Genomic DNA, 18,540 nt, shown 5'->3' on the forward strand with positions numbered 1-18,540 from the left:
TTTATTTAATGATATGTTTACTAAGCGCGATATGATGCAAAAAAACTTTGCGTTCTTTGCGGTAAAATTTATCCGAAGTTTAGACATAAAATTATTTTACTTTTAGGCAAAAGAAGACTTATTTGTTCAAAAATAATTTTGACAAATAGTAGTAAGATAAAGTGTAAAAGAAAAACTTAGGTTAGCGAATTATCGTTTTCATTAGGAAAAATGATCCATGGTTTGAAGGTTTTAGCTTCTTCAAATTCCAGGGTTGCATAAGATATAATGATAATAATATCGTCTTTTTGAACTTTTCTGGCTGCAGGACCATTTAGTGTGATCTCGCCTGAATTTTTTTCTCCTTTAATGGCGTAAGTTTCAAAACGTTCTCCGTTATTGATGTTTACAATTGCTACTTTTTCGCCTTCAATTATGTTTGAAGCCTCTAGTAAAGTTTCATCAATAGTAATACTGCCAATATAATTTAAATCAGCTCCGGTTACTTTAACTCGATGAATTTTAGATTTTATAACTTGAATTTGCATGGTGCAAAGGTAAATTAATTTAATGAAATGGTGTCAATCAACCTTATAGAATTAACAAATACCGCTATAAATGCACGGTAATTTTTGTCTTTAGTTTTATGATCTATAGGTAATAATGTGGATTCGTCAGCAATAACAAAATATTCGAGATCAAACCTTTCGTTGTCTTTGAAAGAATTTTCTACAAATTTGATGGTTTCTTCCGGAGTATTGGTCTGGAATATCTCTTTGGCTTCTGTTAAAATTTTATAAATAATAGAAGCTTCTTTTCTTTCTTCGGGAGTTAGGCGTTCATTTCGGGAACTCATTGCCAGTTGATTTTCTTCTCTGAAAATTGGACAGCCAACTACATTTACAGGCAAATGATTTTTTTCGACCATTTTTTTGACAATCTGTAATTGTTGGAAATCTTTTTCTCCAAAATAAGCATTTGTTGGAGTTACAATTTCAAATAGTCTTTTTACGATCGTACCAACGCCATTAAAGTGTCCAGGTCTGAATTTTCCTTCCATCTGATTTTCTAATCCGTCGAAGTCAAAAGATTGCGAAATAGTGTGTCCTTCATAAATGTCATCTACAGAAGGAGCATATAAAATCATTTTGTCACTTAATCCTCGCATTTTTTTTATGTCTTCTTCAAGTGTTCGCGGGTATTTCTCGAGATCTTCAGGATTGTTGAATTGTGTAGGATTAACAAAAATACTCACAACAGTGTCGTCATTTTCTTTAAGTGATCTTTGCATTAAAGCTAAATGCCCTTGGTGTAAAGCGCCCATTGTTGGTACAAATCCGATAGTTGAATTTGCGGTTTTGATAGTTTTTAAATAAGCTATCAAAGCTACTTTACCGTAGAAAATATGCATGCCAGTATTATTAAAATTTAGTGCAAACATAATATATTAGTTATAAACTGCATAAAATTTTGTAAATTTGCAACGTTTTTATTACCAAAAATTAAGTAAAATACTATTATGAAAGATAAGAGGATATTATATGTATCATCTGAAGTCGTGCCTTATTTGGCTGAAAATGAAGTTTCTTTAATGTCTTATGACGTTCCAAAAATGATTAACGATCAAGGAGGTCAGATAAGAATTTTCATGCCAAGATATGGAAATATCAACGAAAGAAGACACCAATTGCATGAAGTTATTAGACTTTCAGGAATGAATTTGGTAGTGAATGACTTAGATATGCCATTGATTATTAAGGTAGCTTCAATTCCGAAAGAGAGAATTCAGGTTTATTTTATTGATAATGATGAATATTTTAAGCGTAAAGCGACTTTTGCTGACGAAGAAGGGGTTTTATACCCTGATAATGATGAGAGAGCAATATTTTTTGCAAAAGGAGTTGTCGAAACTGTAAAAAAATTGAATTGGGTTCCGGATATTATCCATGTTCATGGTTGGCTAGCAGCTATGTTGCCAATTTATATGAAACATTACTACAAAAATGAAGCTTTATTTTCTGAAACTAAGATTGTAACCTCTGTTTACGGACAATCTTTTGATGAAAATCTAGATTTAGAAATGATAAACAAGGTAAAATTTGACGGCGTTCCACACGAGTCTGTTGCTGATCTGGAAATACCAAATTACGAAAATATCTTAAAGGCTAGTATCTTACATTCTGATGCAGTGATTATAGCATCTGAAAATGTATCTCCAAGTTTAACAAAATTTATAGAATCTTCAGGAAAACCTTTTTTACCTTTCGCCACGAAAGATGCATTCGCTGAAGCGTATACAAATTTCTATAAAACAATGGGTCTTTAAAAATTAACTTTATAATTAAACATGTACAATACTTCTTTTATTAAGAAAATTCTATTAGCTGCAACAGTTGTTCTTTTGTATTCTTGCGATAAAGATTTTAATGCTATTGGTGAGGAATTAATTGGTGATAATCATTTTGATTTAGTTCCTGAACAATATAATGTTGTGGCCTACAATCAGGAAGTGACCCCGGTTCAGTCAAACGGATTGCCAATTTATGGTTTAGGTGTTTATGATAATCCTGTTTTTGGAACTACAACTTCAAATTTTGTTAGCCAGGTTGCATTGGTAGCTTATGCACCAACTATTGGGGAAAATCCGGTTATAGAAAGTGTTGTACTTACGGTACCTTATTTTAGTCATATAACTGCTGCTGATCCAAACGGAGGAAGCATTTATGCTTTGGATTCTATTTACGGTCCAAAGACAGGGGCGAAGATTAAACTGAGTGTTTATGAATCAGGAGCGCAAATGTATACTAGTGATTTTAGTGGCGGTTCTCAGTTTGCAAAGCTATATTACAGTGATCAGGACACAAATACACCTCCAGAACCAGGGGAGGTTAATTTTAATACCAGCAAGATTGGAAATCGATTAAATGATGCTGTTACTGATAAGAAAGAGCAGAATGATAATTTCTTTTTTGACGCAACACAGACGAAAGTAGAAGTAGATCCTACTGCTGCTGTAAAAACTTATACATATTCTGCTCCACAGATGCATTTGGATTTGAATAAAGCTTTTTTTCAGGCTAAAATTTTAAATGCACCGGCGGCAAGTCTTGCATCGCAAGATGTTTTTCAGTCGTATTTTAAAGGGTTATATTTTCAGGCTGAAAAAGCAGAAGATGGTAGTGTGCCAAATATGGCGTTACTAGATTTTTTAAAATCGGGAGGGCCTGCAAAAATTACAATAAAGTACAAAGCAAAAACGGCTATTACAACTGATCCTGATGCTACGACAGAAGATAAAACTTTAGTTATTAATTTAACAGGTGCGGCGGCGAGTTTATTAAAGGATGTTAAAAATCCTGATTATCAGACAGGGATAACTAATGTTAATAAAACTACTGGTGATGACAGGTTGTATCTAAAAGGAGGTCAGGGATCGTTAGCGGTTATTGAGTTAAAAGATTTTGCTTCGCAATTAGATCAAATTAGAGCTAACAAATGGTTAGTTAATGAAGCTAATCTTGTTTTCTATATTGATGCAGATAAGATGAAAACTGCAGAAAGAGAGCCAAAAAGAGTTTATCTATATGATCTGGATAATAATACAATTATTGCCGATTATGTTGATAACACTACTAGTGCTACTAATCCAAAACAAAACAGAAGTGTTTTTGGAGGTGTAATAACTGTTGATGCGACTACAAAACGAGGGACAAGTTATAAAGTTAGGATTACAAAACACATTAGAAATCTTATAAAAGATGCTAGTATAAAGAATGTTCGATTGGGCTTAGCTGTAACAGAAGGAATTGATGTTATTGCTTCGAACAAGTTAAAATTGAAAAACGACATTATTTCAGAAGCGCCAAGAGGTTCAGTTATGGGGCCATTAGGAACGATATTATATGGTAACAATGTTTCTGATGCCGATGCCGCTAAAAAATTAAAACTCGAAATTTACTACACGAAACCAAATTAATAAATATATATGTGTGGAATTGTTGGATATATCGGTCATAGAGAGGCGTATCCTATTATTATCAAAGGATTAAAACGACTCGAATACAGAGGATATGATAGTGCTGGTGTTATGTTATATGATAACCAGGACGGTGTAAAAGTCTGTAAAACAAAAGGTAAAGTGTCTGATCTTGAGGCTAAGGTACAAGGCAATTTTGCGACAAACGGAAGTATAGGAATTGGGCATACACGTTGGGCTACACATGGAGTTCCGAATGATGTAAACTCACATCCACATCTTTCAAATTCAGGTGAGTTGGTTATTATTCATAATGGAATCATTGAGAATTATGCGCCACTTAAAGAAGAATTGATCAAAAGAGGTTATACTTTTATATCAGATACGGATACAGAAGTTTTAGTGAATTTAATTGAAGAAGTTCAAAAAAACGAAGGTCTTAAATTGGGTAAAGCAGTTCAGGTAGCTTTAAATCAGGTTGTGGGTGCTTATGCAATTGCAGTTTTTGATAAAAAGAATCCGAATGAAATAGTTGCTGCAAGATTAGGAAGTCCATTGGCAATTGGTGTTGGTGAAGGAGAGTTTTTTATTGCTTCTGATGCTTCGCCATTTATTGAATATACTTCGAATGCAATTTATCTTGAAGATGGTGAAATGGCAAATATCAGATTGCACAAACCTCTTAAAGTTAGAAAAATTAAAGACGATTCATTAGTAGATCCTTATATTCAGCAGCTTCAAATGAATTTGGAGCAGATTGAAAAAGGTGGATATGATCACTTCATGCTTAAAGAAATCTATGAGCAGCCAAGTGTAATAAAAGATACTTACAGAGGAAGACTTCATGCAAATGAAGGAATTGTACAGATGGCAGGTGTTGAGGATAATCTTGAAAAATTCTTAAATGCAAAACGTATTCTAATCGTGGCTTGTGGTACTTCATGGCACGCAGGATTGGTAGCAGAATATATTTTTGAAGAGTTTACCCGTATTCCTGTTGAAGTAGAATATGCTTCTGAGTTTAGATACAGAAACCCAATTATCAATAAAGACGATGTTGTTATTGCTATTTCTCAATCTGGAGAAACTGCAGATACAATGGCGGCTATTAAATTGGCAAAAGAAAACGGAGCTTTCGTTTTTGGAGTTTGTAATGTGGTAGGTTCTTCTATTTCAAGAGAAAGTCATGCAGGTGCTTATACACACGCAGGACCGGAAATTGGAGTAGCTTCGACTAAAGCTTTTACAACTCAAATCACGGTTTTAACAATGATTGCTTTGCGTTTAGGAAAAGCTAAAGGAACATTGTCAAACACTGATTTTCATACCTACTTACAAGAATTAGAAATAATTCCTGAAAAAGTAGCCGAAGCATTAGAGACAAACGACAGAGCAAAAGAAATTGCTGCAGCTTTTAAAGATGCACCAAACTGTTTGTATCTAGGTCGTGGATATAACTTCCCGGTAGCATTAGAAGGTGCTTTAAAGCTTAAAGAGATCTCTTATATTCATGCTGAAGGTTATCCTGCGGCTGAGATGAAACACGGTCCTATTGCGCTTATTGACGAGCACATGCCGGTTATTGTAATTGCGCCTAAACAAGGGCATTATGATAAAATTGTAAGTAACATTCAGGAAATTAAATCGAGAAGTGGTAAAATCATCGCTGTAGTTACTAAAGGAGATACACAAGTTCGTGAATTAGCCGATTATGTAATCGAAATTCCTGAAACTTCAGATGCTTTATCTCCATTAATTACTACAATTCCTTTGCAATTGCTGTCTTATCATATCGCAGTAATGAGAGGTTGTAATGTTGATCAACCTCGTAACTTAGCAAAATCAGTTACGGTAGAGTAGGTTTTATTTAAAATATACAAATGTTAAAAAAGCGAGATTTAGGTCTCGCTTTTTTTTATTGTCAAATTTTTTTTCTCAACCCCTTATTTTTATTAAATCCTCAGAAATTTTATTAAAAATAATATGTATGCATAGTATTGGTGTTATTATAACTTTGATATTTGATTTTAATTTAAGAAATACAATTGATGAATAGTTAAAATAGTGGTTAAAAATGTATAGAATATTAATTTTTTTTAACGTTTTTTTAATAATATTAAAATTATTTGTATTTTGGCTATATAAACTAACAAAAAACCTAACCCAATGAGACTGTATTTGCTAATTATGTTGTTTTTCAGCGGAATATCCTTTGCGCAGAATACAATTACCGGTTCTGTTACTGATGGTAACAAACAAGCTATTCCTGGTGCCAACATTGTTATTGTAGGAGATCAAAGTGGTACTTCTACTGATTTTGACGGGACATTTAAATTAACTACTTCAACTAAGCCTCCATTTACGATTAAAGTATCTGCTGTTGGATTTACTTCTAAAACAGTAAACATTACGGCAGCGAACCAAAAAGTAGATGTGGTTTTGAAAGACGAAGAAAACAAACTGGATGAAATTGTAGTTTCTGCTTCAAGAACTCCGGAGCGTGTTTTGGAATCACCGGTTACCATTGAAAGAATGGGAATTGTAGATATCAAAAAAACCGCTTCACCTTCTTTTTATGATGGTATGGAGAATATGAAAGAAGTACAGATGAATACCAGTAGTATGACTTTTAAATCTGTTAATACCAGAGGGTTCGCGACTGTGGCAAATACACGTTTTATGCAGTTGGTGGACGGAATGGATAATTCATCTCCATTGTTGAACTTTGTGCTTGGTAACATGATTGGAGTTTCTGAAATAGATGTTCAGAGTGTTGAGTTGTTGCCTGGAGCTTCTTCTGCTTTATATGGTGCAAATGCTTTTAACGGAATTTTATTTATGAACAGTAAAAGTCCGTTTACGAATCAGGGTATTTCAACGTATTTAAAAATGGGACAAACGTCTCAAAATGCAGCCGGTAATAATTTATATTATGATTTTGGAATTAGAATGGCATTTGCTTTTAATAAATATATTGCCGTTAAAGCTAACTTCACTTATATGGAAGCTACTGATTGGTACGCAACGGACTATAGTGATAAAACTACTGCCGGAATAGATAGAACTAATCCAAATTATGACGGAATAAATGTTTATGGTGATGAAGTTTCGACAAACATTAAAGGGGTGGGACAAACATTGGCAAGTTTGGGAATTATTCCTGTAGGTGCTGTAAATTTATTGCCAAATACTAATGTTAGTAGAACTGGTTATAATGAGGTGAATCTTACCGACAATAAAGCAGGTAATACAAAAATAGATCTTTCATTTCATGCAAGGCCATTTGGAGATGAAAGATTAGAAATTATCTGGCAAAGTAAATTTGGTTTTGGTAATGCTGTTTATCAGGGAGCAAACAGGTATTATTTGAATAACTTTTCAATGCAGCAACATAAAATAGAATTTAAAGGGAAGAATTTCTTTTTAAGAGGATATACAACATCTGAGGATGGAGGACAGTCTTATGATATGGTATTTACAGGAATCAATGTAGATAGAAAATGGAAAGACGATAAAACCTGGTTTGGTCAATATGCAGGAGCTTATATTACGTCTACTTTAGGAGGGGCGACTCCTGAGCAGGCTCATGCCGCTGCAAGAACCACTGCCGATACAGGTCGTTATTTACCGGGTAGTCCAGAATTTAAAAATGCCTTTAACCAGGTAATTAGCGACGAGAGTGTATTAACAGGTTCTAAGCTTGTTGATAATTCAAGAATTTATCATTCTGATGCTAATTATAACTTTAAAGACATGATAAAATTTGCTGAAATTCAGGTTGGAGGATCTTTTAGATTGTATGAACTGAATTCTCACGGAAGAATTTATACTGATGCAGATGGTCCTATTAATTATAATGAATATGGAGCATATACACAATTGGCAAAGAAATTTATGGATGATAGACTAAAATTTACAGGGTCTATTCGTTATGATAAATCAAAAAATTTCGACGGAAACTTTTCGCCTAGATTAGCACTTGTGTATTCTGCAGGAGAAAAGAAGAATCATAATTTTAGAGGATCTTTTCAAACTGGTTTCAGAAACCCATCTACACAAGATCAATACATTGGTTTCAATATTGGAAATGCGGTGTTGTTAGGTTCTGCTCCTGATAACTTAGGGAGATTTAGTGAGACTTTTAATGTTAGTGCCGAAGGTCAAATGTACAATGGTGGTAAAACAACAAAAGACATGACAGGTTATGATGCTTATGGTAATTCATATATCGCAAGTTCAGTAACAGCTTTTGCTGCGATGGCAGGATCTAATCCAATAGCGGCAGCAGCATTGTTGAAAAAAGCGAGAGCGAATTATGTACAACCTGAAAAAGTAAAAGCTTTTGAATTAGGATATCGCTCTATTTATGAAGGTATGTCGATAGATATAAATGGATACTATAATATCTACAATGATTTTATTGGTAACCTTAATGTGATTTCTACTTACTACGGAGAAGCTCAGGACAATCCTAATCTTGCTGCGGGACCAACAGATGCTGGTTTTCAATCAGTACGTGCAATCCAAAACGGGGAATACAGAGCGTATCAATTATATACAAACTCAGATGTAGAAATTCATTCGTTAGGTTTTGGTGTTGGGCTTTCCAGAAAAATCATTGCTGATTTTGAATTGGGATTAAACTACAACTATGCTCAATTTGATTTTGACCAGGCAAAAGATCCAAGCTTCGAAGCAGGATTTAATACTCCAAAACACAGAATTAAAGCCTCTATTGGAAATGATAAATTATTCAAAAACTTCGGATTCAATGTAAGCGGAAGATGGAATAGTGAATACATGTGGGAATCTAGTTTTGCTGATGGTTTAATTAAATCTGCAACAGTAATTGACGCACAAATTAATTATGCGGTGCCAAAATTGAAATCGGTATTTAAAGTAGGAGCTGCAAATATTGGCGGAAAAGAATATACTCAGGTAATTGGAGCAGGGGCTATTGGTCAACAGTATTTTGCTTCTTGGACCATTAATCCATAATTGGAGATTTTCGGATAAAACAAATATGTTATTTACTTTTCTTTAAGAAGGATTTAGAAAGTGATAATTTTAAAATATATAAATTATGATAAAAAATTTCAAATGGCTTTTATTGGTTTCGTTGACCTTTGTAGCCTGTAACAGTGATGATAATACTACGGCGCCGGTAGATTCGTCTGACGGATTGCCTTTGACTGCGGGTTCTGCTGATTTTTCAAAATATGTTGCGTTAGGAGATTCTTTTGCAGCAGGTTTTAGTGATAACGCTTTGTTTATAAAAGGGCAAGAAGGAGCTTATCCTAATATACTTGCACAGCAATTTGCTTTAGTTGGAGGAGGAGAGTTTAAAACCCCTTTTACTAATGATAATATAGGAGGATTGTTGTTAGGAGGAAATATAATTTCTGGACCGCGTTTATATCTAAAAGATAGGCCTGTTCCTGTTGCAGGAACACCAACAACTGAAGTTACCGCACATTTATCGGGGTCCTTTAATAATTTAGGAGTTCCGGGAGCTAAAAGTTATCATTTGCTTGCGCCAGGTTATGGTAATCCTGCGGGCGTAGTGGCGGGAACAGCAAATCCATACTTTGCCCGTTTTGCTTCAAGTGCTACTACAACGGTTTTGGCAGATGCAATAAGTCAAAACCCTACTTTTTTCTCTTTATGGATAGGAGGAAATGACGAGTTGGGCTATGCAACAGCTGGAGGTGATCCTACTGTTAATCCTTTAACGCCAACTGCAACTTTTGATGGAGCTTATAATGCCTTAATTACTCAACTTGTTGCCGGTGGAAGAAAAGGAGTTGTGGCTAATTTGCCAATTGTAACAACGCTACCTTATTTTCATGTTTTAACCTATAATCAATTAACTCAAGCTGATTTGAGTAGTGGTGGAGTTAGCTTGGTTAATACACTAAATGCTCAGCTATATGGACCTATACATAATGCATTGGCATTTTTAGGTCAGGGTGATAGAATTAAACTTTTGTCTACAACAGGAAATAACCCCATGATTATGGTAGATGAAAATTTACCAGATCTTTCTGCAAGTTTAAAAGCTGTATTAATGGGTGGTGGATTGGATGCTACAACTGCTACAGTATTGGGGCAGATTTTTGGAAGGGCAAGACAAACTATACCAACTGATTTAATTTGTTTAAGTGCTTCTGCCCGATTAGGTAAAACGCCATCAGTAGCCATTGATGGAATTGCTTCGCCATCGCCTACTTTGTCTCAATTAGGAGTTACATTTCCTTTACCGGATAGATATGTTTTGTTGCCAAGTGAAGTAGCAGAGATTGAAGTTGCGACTAATGCTTATAATTTAATTATAAAAACAGCTGCTGACGCAAAAGGTTTAGCATTTGTTGATGCCAAGTCAGTTATGGATCAATTAGGGAAACCAAACGGAATCGTTATGAATAATTTTACAATGACATCGACTTTTGTAACAGGTGGAACTTTTTCTTTAGATGGTGTTCATCCATCGCCAAGAGGATATGCATTAATTGCAAATAAATTTATAGAAGCCATAAATCTAAAATATGGTTCCAATTTAAAAGGTGCTGATTTGGGGAATTATAGGATTTTATTTCCTCAAACAATTCAATAAAGCCAATTTTTTTTAGTAAGAAAGTCACTCATTTCTAAAATGAAGTGGCTTTTTTTATTTTGTAAAAAAAATGCTATTTTCGGTATTTGAGGCCTGAGTTTTAGGAATCAAACAAAATAATAGTATTTTTTATAAAAAAAAATTGATTTTATATTTTAAAAAATTATCTTTGCGCTCTGAAAAAAGAGGTATTTTCGATAAACCTAAATAGCTATTTAATAAATACATAAGTAATGTCAAAAGTAATAGGAAAAGTTGCTCAAATCATTGGACCAGTAGTTGACGTAGTTTTCAACGGTAAGGATGTTGAACTTCCAAAAATTTATGATTCACTAGAAATCACTAAAAAAGACGGAACATTATTAGTTCTAGAAGTGCAATCTCACATTGGAGAAAACACTGTTCGTACCATTTCTATGGACTCTACAGACGGTTTGTCAAGAGGATATGAAGTAGTTGGAACAGGAAATCCAATTCAAATGCCAATCGGTCCAGATGTATATGGAAGATTATTTAATGTAATTGGAGATGCAATTGATGGTTTAGGAAACTTGCCAAAAACAGGAGAAAGCGGTTTGTCTATTCACAGACCAGCGCCTAAATTTGAAGATTTATCAACTTCATCAGAAGTTTTATTCACAGGTATTAAAGTAATCGATTTGATTGAGCCTTATGCAAAAGGAGGTAAAATTGGATTGTTTGGTGGTGCAGGTGTTGGTAAAACAGTATTGATTCAGGAGTTGATCAACAATATTGCAAAAGGTCACGGTGGACTTTCAGTATTCGCAGGAGTAGGAGAAAGAACACGTGAAGGAAATGACTTACTTCGTGAGATGTTAGAGTCAGGAATTATTAAATACGGTGATGATTTCATGCACTCTATGGAAAATGGAGGATGGGATTTATCTAAAGTAGATATGCCAGGAATGAGAGAGTCTAAAGCTACTTTCGTTTTCGGACAAATGAATGAGCCTCCTGGAGCTCGTGCTCGTGTAGCACTTTCAGGATTATCTATCGCTGAATATTTCCGTGATGGAGCTGGAACTGATCAAGGTAAAGACGTATTGTTTTTCGTTGATAACATCTTCCGTTTTACACAAGCAGGTTCTGAGGTATCAGCACTTTTAGGACGTATGCCTTCTGCAGTAGGATACCAACCAACTCTAGCAACAGAGATGGGAGCTATGCAAGAGCGTATTACATCTACAAACAAAGGATCTATTACATCTGTACAAGCGGTTTACGTTCCTGCGGATGACTTAACTGACCCGGCACCGGCAACAACGTTTGCTCACTTAGATGCTACAACTGTATTGTCTCGTAAAATTGCTGAGTTAGGTATTTATCCAGCGGTTGACCCGTTAGATTCTACTTCAAGAATTTTGACTCCTCAAATCTTAGGAGCAGAGCATTATGACTGTGCACAAAGAGTAAAAGAGATTCTTCAAAAATACAAACAATTGCAAGATATTATTGCGATCTTAGGTATGGAAGAATTATCTGAAGAAGATAAATTATCAGTATCTAGAGCACGTCGTGTTCAACGTTTCTTATCTCAACCATTCCACGTAGCGGAGCAATTTACAGGTATTCCTGGAGTTTTGGTTGATATTAAAGACACTATCAAAGGATTCAACATGATTATCGACGGTGAGTTAGATCATCTTCCTGAAGCAGCTTTCAACTTGAAAGGTTCTATTCAAGATGCTATCGAAGCTGGAGAAAAAATGTTAGCTGAAGCTTAATATAATTATGAATTATGAGTTATAAATTATGAGTTTCAACTCACTTATAACTCATAACTTATAACTCATAACTAAAAAAAGATGATTTTAGAAATAGTATCACCAGAAGCAAAATTATTTTCAGGAGAAGTAACATCTGTTACATTGCCTGGAGTTGATGGAAGCTTTCAAATATTGAATAATCACGCTCCTATTGTTTCTATTCTGGAAAAAGGAACTGTAAAAATTGCAGCTCCAAAATTTAGTTTTTCTAAAGATGTAGCGAGTAAATTCACGAAAGTAAATGACCAAACCTATACATTAGCTATTACGTCAGGTACTATCGAGATGAAAGACAATAAAGTAATTGTTTTAGTTGATTAAAGAGCAATTTCAAAATAAATGAAAAAGCCAGACAGTAATGTCTGGCTTTTTTTATGTTTATATGTAAATATCGATGGATGATTTAGTAGATATATATTGTCAGAAAATTAACAAAAAACATATAAATGACGCATAGAGCACATATTTTTTCTGACATTTATCTGATATATTTGTAAGCATATTAACATTTAAAGAATTTATTATAAAAAAAGTTTTTTTTGGAATGCTATTACTAGCATTAGGTTTTGGGACAATGTCTCTAACTACAAGTTCTGATTATGTTGCTAAAACTTCAATGAACAATCAGAAAGAAGTTGAAGTTGCAAAAGTTGCATTTGGTCCTACCTATACAATTCCTTGAAAAAGTTGTTGTGAATCACCGCTTACTCCTATTTATATCGATTTAGCTAAACGCGGGTATCCAAGTACAACTAATTTTACGATTAATAGTACCACAAGTACTACTGTTACTTATACAATTTGGTAATTTTTTTAGATGAATTTCAGAGTGTAATTTTTAATTGTGTCCCTTAAATTATGAATACACTGAAACATTGTTTTATCCAATGGTAAAGGAATAGAGATTTCATCTAGAATAAAAGATATTTAGAAAAGCCAGACATCACTGTCTGGCTTTTCTGTTTTTTAGTTTGTTGGTGATTGTAGTATTAAGAGAACATTCCCCAAAGACCAGTGGAAATATATGCGTTTATTGTGAATCCTGAAACAATTCCCCAGGAAATGATTCCGAAGGCACTTACGCCAAAGGCTTTAGCAAATTGAAGTTTAGTGCTTTTGTTTAAAAACTTGTAATAGAAAACAGTAAAATAAGCTAGTTGAAAAAGCAGAAAAAATAGCGTATTGTAATTTTGTGAAAGATGGAATAAAAGTGAGATTGGAAGAATCACTAATGTGTTGACTAAGATGCAAAATCCCAGCATATACATACCTGCCACCAGATGCTCTGTGTAATTATAGTTTTCTTTTTTATAAAAGAGCCAGAAGAAAAATGCAATAAGTGGTAAAGCCATCATTGCCATTAAATTATAATATTTTTTTATGAAATGATTTACTTTTTCTTTTCGTTCACAAAGATGTATCATTTTTTCTTTCTGAGCAGCATTGGTAATATTATTCAGTTCTATGTTTTCTTTTTGTTTATCTACAGGAACTTCTTCTTTTGGGATATTGGAAATAAAAACAAATATTGCCGCAATCAGTAGAAAAAAATTAAGCGGAGGAAAGTATTTTTTCCTTTTTCCGTTAATGTATTCTTTGGCTACAGTTCCACTTTTTAGTGCCAATTCCTTAATTAGTTGAAAAATGCCTTTGTCAGCATGTGTAAAATAATGAACGATTTCATGAAAAATTTCATGTGGATTTATACGATGCAAATGGACTTTCTGACTACAGTTCGAGCAATAATTAAAGTCTGGGTAATTAGGTGTTTCGCAGTTTTTACAATTGATCTTCATTTTTCTTTTTAATAAAATATATAAATTATTAGGTTGTTAGTTTGTGGTTTTAAAATTAGACAAAAAAAATAATTAACAATTGTTTAAAATTCAAATTATAAATGGCAGATGATATCAAACCCGCTGTTTATTTAAAATTGACTTCAATTTCATAACTTTGCTTTTATGAAATTACCAGAAAACCTGATTCAAAAGCTCGAAAATCGGAAGCAAAATAATTCGTTGAGACAATTGCCAAGTTTTAATAATCTTGTCGATTTTTCTTCAAACGATTATATTGGATTTTCAAAATCTGAATCTGTTTTCAAACAAGCACATCATTATCTAATCGAAAATGATATTATTCAAAACGGTGCAACAGGTTCGCGGTTAATATCCGGAAACCATTCCTTGTATCAAATTGCCGAAGATTTTATTGCGCAATTTCATGATGCTGAATCGGCTTTAATTTTTAATTCGGGTTATGATGCCAATGTTGGTTTTTTTAGCGCTTTACCGCAGCGAAATGATGTTATTTTGTATGATGAATTAAGTCACGCTTCAATCAGGGACGGAATCGTAATGTCAAACGCAAAATCGTATAAATTCAACCACAATGATTTTGAAGATTTAGAGCGCCTAATTATAAAATTTCCGGATACAAACATTTACATTGTTACTGAAACTGTTTTTTCGATGGATGGTGATTCTCCAAATCTCGAAGAACTGGTTGCTGTGTCTGAAAAATACAATTGCTATTTAGTGGTTGACGAAGCGCATACTTTGGGTGTTTTTGGTGAAAAAGGCGAAGGTTTGACGCAATATCTGCAATTGCATAATCGAATATTTGCAAGAATCATGACTTTCGGAAAAGGTTTGGGCTGCCACGGAGCAGCAGTTTTAGGAAGTTTAGAACTAAAGCAATATTTAGTAAACTTTGCCCGAAGTTTTATTTATACCACAGGATTATCTCCGCATTCTGTTTCCACAATTCTAACGGCGTATCATCAACTTGAAACAGAAAGTGAAATGATCGAAAAACTGCGTCAAAATATTGTGCTTTTTAATCAACAGAAAAATTTATTGGGCTTAAAGCCAATGTTCGTTCGAAGTAAATCGGCTATTCAATCTGCCATTATTCCGGGTAACGAAAATGTAAAACGTTTAGCCCAACAACTACAGGATAAGGGCTTTGATGTAAAGGCGATACTTTCGCCAACAGTTCCGGAAGGACAAGAGCGTTTACGTTTTTGTATTCACAGTTATAACTCAGAACAAGAAATTAATCAGATCTTAGAATTGTTAAGAGACTTTGTATTTTAGTTTTATTCCACAGAGATTCACGAAGCATTCACAGAGATCCGCAAAGAATAAATTTTGTGAATCTCTTTTTTTCTTTGTGAAGCTCTGTGAAACTGGTTGTGTTTGCTATCGTTTCTAAAAAAAACTAAAATCTTTTGTAACGTTTTGGCGATTCGATTACTTACGAGTCGTAATTTCAATTTCAATTTTCACCTTTAAAATCAATAACATGAAAAATATATTTGCATCGGTAATAGCAACAATCGCATTAGTTTTTAGTGGAACAACGCAAGCACAAGTACAATCTTCAAAACTTGAAAACTCACTTTTGTGGGAAGTATCAGGAAATGGATTATCGAAGCCTTCTTATTTGTACGGAACCATTCACATGATATGTTCGGGAGATTATTTTCTTTCGGAAAAAACAAAAAAGGCATTCGATGCTTCGGAGAAATTAGTTTTGGAAATTAATTTTAATGATCCAAAAGAAATGTCTGAAATGCAACAATTGGCAATGGGAAAAGAACCTCTTAGCAAAAGATTGAGTCCGGAACAATTGTCTAAATTAGATGCAATATTGAAAAAATCTGCCGGAATGAGTGTTCAGCAAGTAGATGCTTTTAGCTTGGTTACTGTAATGAGTTTGATTTCGATGAAGACTTTTGGTTGTAATGATTTGAAATTCTATGAAATGGATTTTATAGAAAAAGCTAAGTCACGAAATTTGGAAATCGCCGGATTAGAAACTGTAAAATCTCAATTTAAATCGTTGGAAGACGCCTATTCTGATTCTGAAATGATCGAAATGTTGGAAGAATCTAATCCAGAAGAAACCAAAGAATTGGTTATGGAATACAAAGAAGAAAATTTAGAAGCTTTGTATAAAAATACAACCGCTGAAAATATGATGAACGCTAAAACGAAAAAATTCCTACTTGATGAAAGAAATATAAATTGGGTAAAAATTTTACCTGAAATGATGAAAAAAGAGAGCTTATTTGTAGCAGTAGGATCTGCACATTTGGCGGGTGATTTAGGAGTAATTAATTTATTAAAAAAAGCAGGATATACAGTAAAACCAGTAATGAACTAGTGTTGTTTTGAAAGAAAGAAAGCAAGAATTTTTAAATCGGATCGAAAAGCACAAAGGAATTTTATACAAAGTTTCTAAGATGTATATGGATAATCATGATGATCAGCAGGATTTGTTTCAGGAAATTATCTGTCAGCTTTGGAAATCGTATGATTCATTTCGGAATGAAAGTCAGTTTTCGACCTGGATGTATCGGGTTGCGGTAAATACGGCAATTGTTTTTTTGAAGAAAGAAAAACGGAAAGTCGATAAATACGAAATCACTTCAGAAAACATTAAGGAAGATGAAAGTGATTCGCATATAAAAGAAAGTCAGATTGATCACTTTTATAAAGCTGTTCAAAAACTCGAAAAAATAGATAAAGCGATTATTTTTTATCAGCTTGAAGGTTTTTCTCATAAGGAAATAGGAGATAATCTTGGGATTTCTGAAGGAAACGCCAGAGTGAAATTAAACAGGGCAAAAGAAAAATTAAAAGAAATTATTAAAAATCAGGGATATGGATTTTAACGATATACAAAATGCATGGAATAATGAAAAGACTGAAAATGTTGTTCTTCCAAGCAATTTAGAAAAAATAAAGGCAGCAAATACGCCATTAGACAGGATTAGAAAAAATCTTAAAAATGAGTTTATTTATCAAGTACTCTCGATTGCATTAGTTGGGTTTGTTCCGTTAATGTATAATTTTCCTGAAAAAATGACGACTTTATATTACCTGCTTTTCAGTTTTTATGTAGCAGTTTGCGCTTATTATTTAGTAAAATTCTATCTTTTTTACAAAAGATTAAGTTCAATAACGTTAAAAACAAAAGACAGTTTATACGAAACTTATTTCGATATAAGATTAAATATGGAACTTTACAAGACCTTTGGTTTTGCTTTGACACCTTTTTTAATTCTTTATTTAATAGGTTTTCTGTATTTTGAGTTTTCTAAAATTCTCGGCTTTATCGCTAAAGATTTTACCAATTATCAATTGCTATCATTGTTCTCGATTGTGGTTTTTAGTATGCTTTTTATGGGAATTGTTTTAGAATGGTGGGTGCATAAATTTTACGGAAAATATGCCAGGGAAATCAGAAAGGTTCTAGACGAATTAAAAGAAGAATAATTAAAAACAATAAACCCATCGTAATGATGGGTTTTGTTTTTATTGGTATTTTTGCAGAAACAAATTATTGTACAAAGACTCACAAAGTTGCACAGAGATTTTGTGAATCTTCTTTTGCATTATGGCACGCAGATAAAACGGATACTACAGATTTACACGGATTATCAAATAGCCATATAAATGAAAATTAAAAAAATCCGCGATAATCGGTTTAATCCGTGTTATCTGTGGTCTATTAATTATGAAATTATTTATAACAGGAATTTCTACCGATGTTGGTAAAACGGTTACTTCTGCAATTGTTGTCGAGGCTTTAGAAGCTGATTATTGGAAACCTATTCAAGCAGGAGATTTAGACAATTCAGACAGTCACAAAATCAAATCTAAAATCTCCAATCTCCAATCTAAAATTTTTGAAAACGCTTATAAACTAAATACGCCTGCAAGTCCGCATTTGGCCGCAGAAATTGATGGAGTTACAATTGATTTAAAACAAATTATTGAGCCTAAAACTGATAATCATTTAGTAATCGAAGGCGCGGGGGGAATTTTTGTTCCGTTGAACGAAAGTGATACAATCATTGATTTAATCAAGCCCGATTATAAAGTAATTGTTGTTTCCAGACATTATTTAGGAAGTATCAATCATACATTATTGACTATTGAAGCCATTCGAAATCGTGGTTTTGAAGTTGCGGGAATTATCTTTAGCGGAAGCGAAAATAAATCAACAGAAAGTTTGATTCTGAATAAAACGGGCATAAAATGCATTGGAAGAATTGATGAGGAGCCCTATTTTGATCAAAATGTAATTAAAGAATACGCAGATTTGTTTCGAACTAATCTTTTGTCATTAGAGAAATCTAAAATCTAAAATCAGAAATCTACAATATTATATCA

At 33.5% G+C, this 18,540-nt stretch carries 16 protein-coding genes; 13 read left to right on the forward strand and 3 right to left on the reverse strand.

Going from position 1 to position 18,540, the window contains the following annotated elements; all coding sequences use genetic code 11:
* Positions 1-176 precede the first annotated feature (176 nt).
* Together panD and panC are read right to left on the reverse strand one after the other, a co-directional pair.
* Entirely contained in the window at positions 177-527 is a 351-nt protein-coding gene (gene panD / locus LPB88_RS09740) for an aspartate 1-decarboxylase (RefSeq protein ID WP_017495920.1), read from the reverse strand.
* Positions 528-541: 14 nt separating this feature from the next.
* Complete coding sequence (gene panC / locus LPB88_RS09745; RefSeq protein WP_230715028.1) at positions 542-1,420, reverse strand: pantoate--beta-alanine ligase; 879 nt, start codon at positions 1,418-1,420, stop codon at positions 542-544.
* 78 nt (positions 1,421-1,498) lie between these two features.
* Here panC and LPB88_RS09750 point away from each other — a divergent pair, with 78 nt between their 5' ends.
* The 8 genes from LPB88_RS09750 to LPB88_RS09785 all read left to right on the forward strand — a co-directional run bounded on the left by LPB88_RS09750 (position 1,499) and on the right by LPB88_RS09785 (position 13,037).
* A complete protein-coding gene (locus LPB88_RS09750; RefSeq protein WP_035687508.1) occupies positions 1,499-2,305 on the forward strand; it encodes a glycogen/starch synthase in 807 nt (268 codons plus the stop codon).
* A gap of 21 nt (positions 2,306-2,326) precedes the next feature.
* A complete protein-coding gene (locus tag LPB88_RS09755) occupies positions 2,327-3,955 on the forward strand; it encodes a DUF4270 domain-containing protein (RefSeq protein WP_230715030.1) in 1,629 nt (542 codons plus the stop codon).
* A gap of 9 nt (positions 3,956-3,964) precedes the next feature.
* Positions 3,965-5,815, forward strand: a complete 1,851-nt coding sequence (glmS, locus tag LPB88_RS09760; RefSeq protein ID WP_230715032.1) for a glutamine--fructose-6-phosphate transaminase (isomerizing) — start codon at positions 3,965-3,967, stop codon at positions 5,813-5,815.
* A gap of 306 nt (positions 5,816-6,121) precedes the next feature.
* Positions 6,122-8,953, forward strand: a complete 2,832-nt coding sequence (locus tag LPB88_RS09765) for a TonB-dependent receptor domain-containing protein (RefSeq protein WP_230715034.1) — start codon at positions 6,122-6,124, stop codon at positions 8,951-8,953.
* Between the two features lie 85 nt (positions 8,954-9,038).
* The gene (locus LPB88_RS09770; RefSeq protein WP_230715036.1) at positions 9,039-10,568 is read left to right on the forward strand and encodes an SGNH/GDSL hydrolase family protein; all 1,530 of its coding nucleotides are present in this window, start codon (positions 9,039-9,041) and stop codon (positions 10,566-10,568) included.
* 233 nt (positions 10,569-10,801) lie between these two features.
* Positions 10,802-12,313: a F0F1 ATP synthase subunit beta gene (gene atpD, locus LPB88_RS09775; protein WP_230715038.1), complete on the forward strand. Its 1,512-nt coding sequence runs from the start codon at positions 10,802-10,804 to the stop codon at positions 12,311-12,313.
* An 81-nt stretch (positions 12,314-12,394) separates the two neighbouring features.
* Positions 12,395-12,676: a F0F1 ATP synthase subunit epsilon gene (locus tag LPB88_RS09780; RefSeq protein WP_230715040.1), complete on the forward strand. Its 282-nt coding sequence runs from the start codon at positions 12,395-12,397 to the stop codon at positions 12,674-12,676.
* Positions 12,677-12,899: 223 nt separating this feature from the next.
* Positions 12,900-13,037: a hypothetical protein gene (locus LPB88_RS09785; protein ID WP_230715042.1), complete on the forward strand. Its 138-nt coding sequence runs from the start codon at positions 12,900-12,902 to the stop codon at positions 13,035-13,037.
* 307 nt (positions 13,038-13,344) lie between these two features.
* Here LPB88_RS09785 and LPB88_RS09790 read toward each other — a convergent pair whose 3' ends face one another.
* Entirely contained in the window at positions 13,345-14,151 is an 807-nt protein-coding gene (locus LPB88_RS09790; protein ID WP_230715044.1) for a DUF3667 domain-containing protein, read from the reverse strand.
* Positions 14,152-14,316: 165 nt separating this feature from the next.
* Here LPB88_RS09790 and LPB88_RS09795 point away from each other — a divergent pair, with 165 nt between their 5' ends.
* The 5 genes from LPB88_RS09795 to bioD all read left to right on the forward strand — a co-directional run bounded on the left by LPB88_RS09795 (position 14,317) and on the right by bioD (position 18,514).
* The gene (locus tag LPB88_RS09795) at positions 14,317-15,453 is read left to right on the forward strand and encodes a pyridoxal phosphate-dependent aminotransferase family protein (protein WP_230715046.1); all 1,137 of its coding nucleotides are present in this window, start codon (positions 14,317-14,319) and stop codon (positions 15,451-15,453) included.
* 208 nt (positions 15,454-15,661) lie between these two features.
* Positions 15,662-16,525, forward strand: coding sequence for a TraB/GumN family protein (locus LPB88_RS09800; RefSeq protein WP_230715048.1), 864 nt, complete (start codon positions 15,662-15,664; stop codon positions 16,523-16,525).
* A 79-nt stretch (positions 16,526-16,604) separates the two neighbouring features.
* A complete protein-coding gene (locus LPB88_RS09805; protein WP_370635827.1) occupies positions 16,605-17,036 on the forward strand; it encodes an RNA polymerase sigma factor in 432 nt (143 codons plus the stop codon).
* A complete protein-coding gene (locus LPB88_RS09810; protein ID WP_230715052.1) occupies positions 17,026-17,640 on the forward strand; it encodes a hypothetical protein in 615 nt (204 codons plus the stop codon). The genes LPB88_RS09805 and LPB88_RS09810 overlap by 11 nt, the downstream gene beginning before the upstream one ends.
* Positions 17,641-17,881: 241 nt before the next feature.
* A complete protein-coding gene (gene bioD, locus LPB88_RS09815) occupies positions 17,882-18,514 on the forward strand; it encodes a dethiobiotin synthase (RefSeq protein ID WP_230715054.1) in 633 nt (210 codons plus the stop codon).
* Positions 18,515-18,540: the final 26 nt, after the last annotated feature.

It is taken from the genome of Flavobacterium sp. JAS, from assembly GCF_020991455.1.
In the GTDB taxonomy this organism is placed as follows: Bacteria; Bacteroidota; Bacteroidia; order Flavobacteriales; family Flavobacteriaceae; genus Flavobacterium.